Below are 1516 nucleotides of genomic sequence, written 5' to 3' on the forward strand. Positions count from 1 at the left end.
GGCTCAGGACTGCTATTGTTTGCCTTCGTTGAACGCAAGCCCGCAAGATTCGTGTGGGAGACCGGCGCAGTGTCATCGCCGGTCGCTGAGCGTCGCCGTCGTTCAGGCGCTACGCCGAAAGCAGTGGAGTCAATGCCTTGCGCGTTGGCGATCGTACTCGCTCTGGCGCTTGAAGAATTTCTCGCCTCAGCGGTCTTGGACCTGAGGATTGAAAGTGGCACGGCCATTGGGATGCCAACGAAATCATTCGCTTGTGGGGGTTATATGCTGGAACCGCCGATTTTTTCGAAATTCTTCGAATTCAATAGGTTAGCGGCTATTTTCGGGCGGCAAAGGCCTGATCCATAGCCCTCGCACGCTGGATTTCGTCGCCGTGCAGGTACATCGATGTCGTCGCGATCGATGCATGGCGCAGGTTGTCGCGCACGCTGGTCAGTTTGGCCCCGCTAGCGAGCGCGTGGCTGTGGCGCATCCAGTGCGGACTCGCGCGGCGCAATTTTTCGGCAGCTACCGGATGATCGGCCTCGATCACGTCGGCTGCCTGTGCGAAGAAGCGGCGCATGACGCGCCCCAGACGCGAACCCGCGATACCCGCGTCGCCGTCTTCGCCCAGACTCGCGACCAGTGATGTCTTCGGGTTGCAGCGTTGTGGCGTGACAGGCAGGCGTCGCTGTGCAAGGTACTGATCGAGCGCAGTACGCGCGAGCGGCGGCAGTGCCACCTTGCCGGGCTTGCTGCCCTTGCCGACCAGATGCAGCCAGTGATCACCGTGCCCGTCCACGCGGATGCTGCCGAGCTCGGCGCCGACCAGTTCGCTCGCGCGCAGACCCGTCGCGTAGCCGAAGTCAAGCAGGAAGCGCAGCCGCTGCGCCGCTGGCTCCGACCAGCCATAGGACCATTCGAGGCCGTCGGCAATCGCGCGGACCAGCAGCCACTCACCCTCGGTGAAACCGCGCGTCGTGTCCAGCGCTGGCTGCGAGGCGTGGCCTCGGACCTTGACGCCGGAAAACGGATTGGCGAGCACGTTACGCTGCTCGATCAGCCAGCGAAACAGCGCCGAGAGCACCGTCAGTGCGTAGGCTGCTGAGCGCGCTGACAGGGCAGTGACGACAGCGCCCGCCCGCGTTCGACGATCGCCCACAGGATCAGCCGCTCGGCCTCCTTGCGATAGGCGCGCTGCGTCGTCGCTGTTTCGTGCAGCGCAAGCCACGCCTGTACCGCCTCGTAATCGTTCGTCACGTTCAGCGTGCAGGCATTACGCGGCGCCCGGAAACTGCCCTGCGAGCCATCGACCTCGTGCGGCAGGCGCAACTCTTCCCACGGCACGATGCTGCGTGGCTTGGTGACCGCGACCAGTGCGCGGGCGCGCTCGGTCAACAGCGGATGCTCGGTGTCACCTTCCGGCATAAAGGAGCCGGGTATTTCCGGCATATAGGCGCCAGAAGAAGCGGGTAGAAACGAGCATCTTGGTGGGTTCAAGAATGGGCGGTTTAGCTGCCGTTTGCAAGGTTCAAGT

At 63.4% G+C, this 1516-nt stretch carries 1 protein-coding gene and 1 pseudogene; one reads left to right on the forward strand and one right to left on the reverse strand.

The window, feature by feature from the left end; all coding sequences use genetic code 11:
- A partial coding sequence (locus ACLFKU_RS43350; RefSeq protein ID WP_410853341.1) for a hypothetical protein occupies positions 1-348 on the forward strand: 348 nt, incomplete at its 5' end.
- Here ACLFKU_RS43350 and ACLFKU_RS43355 read toward each other — a convergent pair.
- Positions 317-1386, reverse strand: a pseudogene (locus ACLFKU_RS43355) (tyrosine-type recombinase/integrase); the annotation flags it as partial. The gene ACLFKU_RS43350 and the pseudogene ACLFKU_RS43355 sit on opposite strands and share 32 nt — an antisense overlap.
- Positions 1387-1516 lie beyond the last annotated feature (130 nt).

It is taken from the genome of Paraburkholderia sp. EG304, assembly GCF_046543485.1.
Lineage (GTDB): Bacteria > Pseudomonadota > Gammaproteobacteria > Burkholderiales > Burkholderiaceae > Paraburkholderia > Paraburkholderia youngii.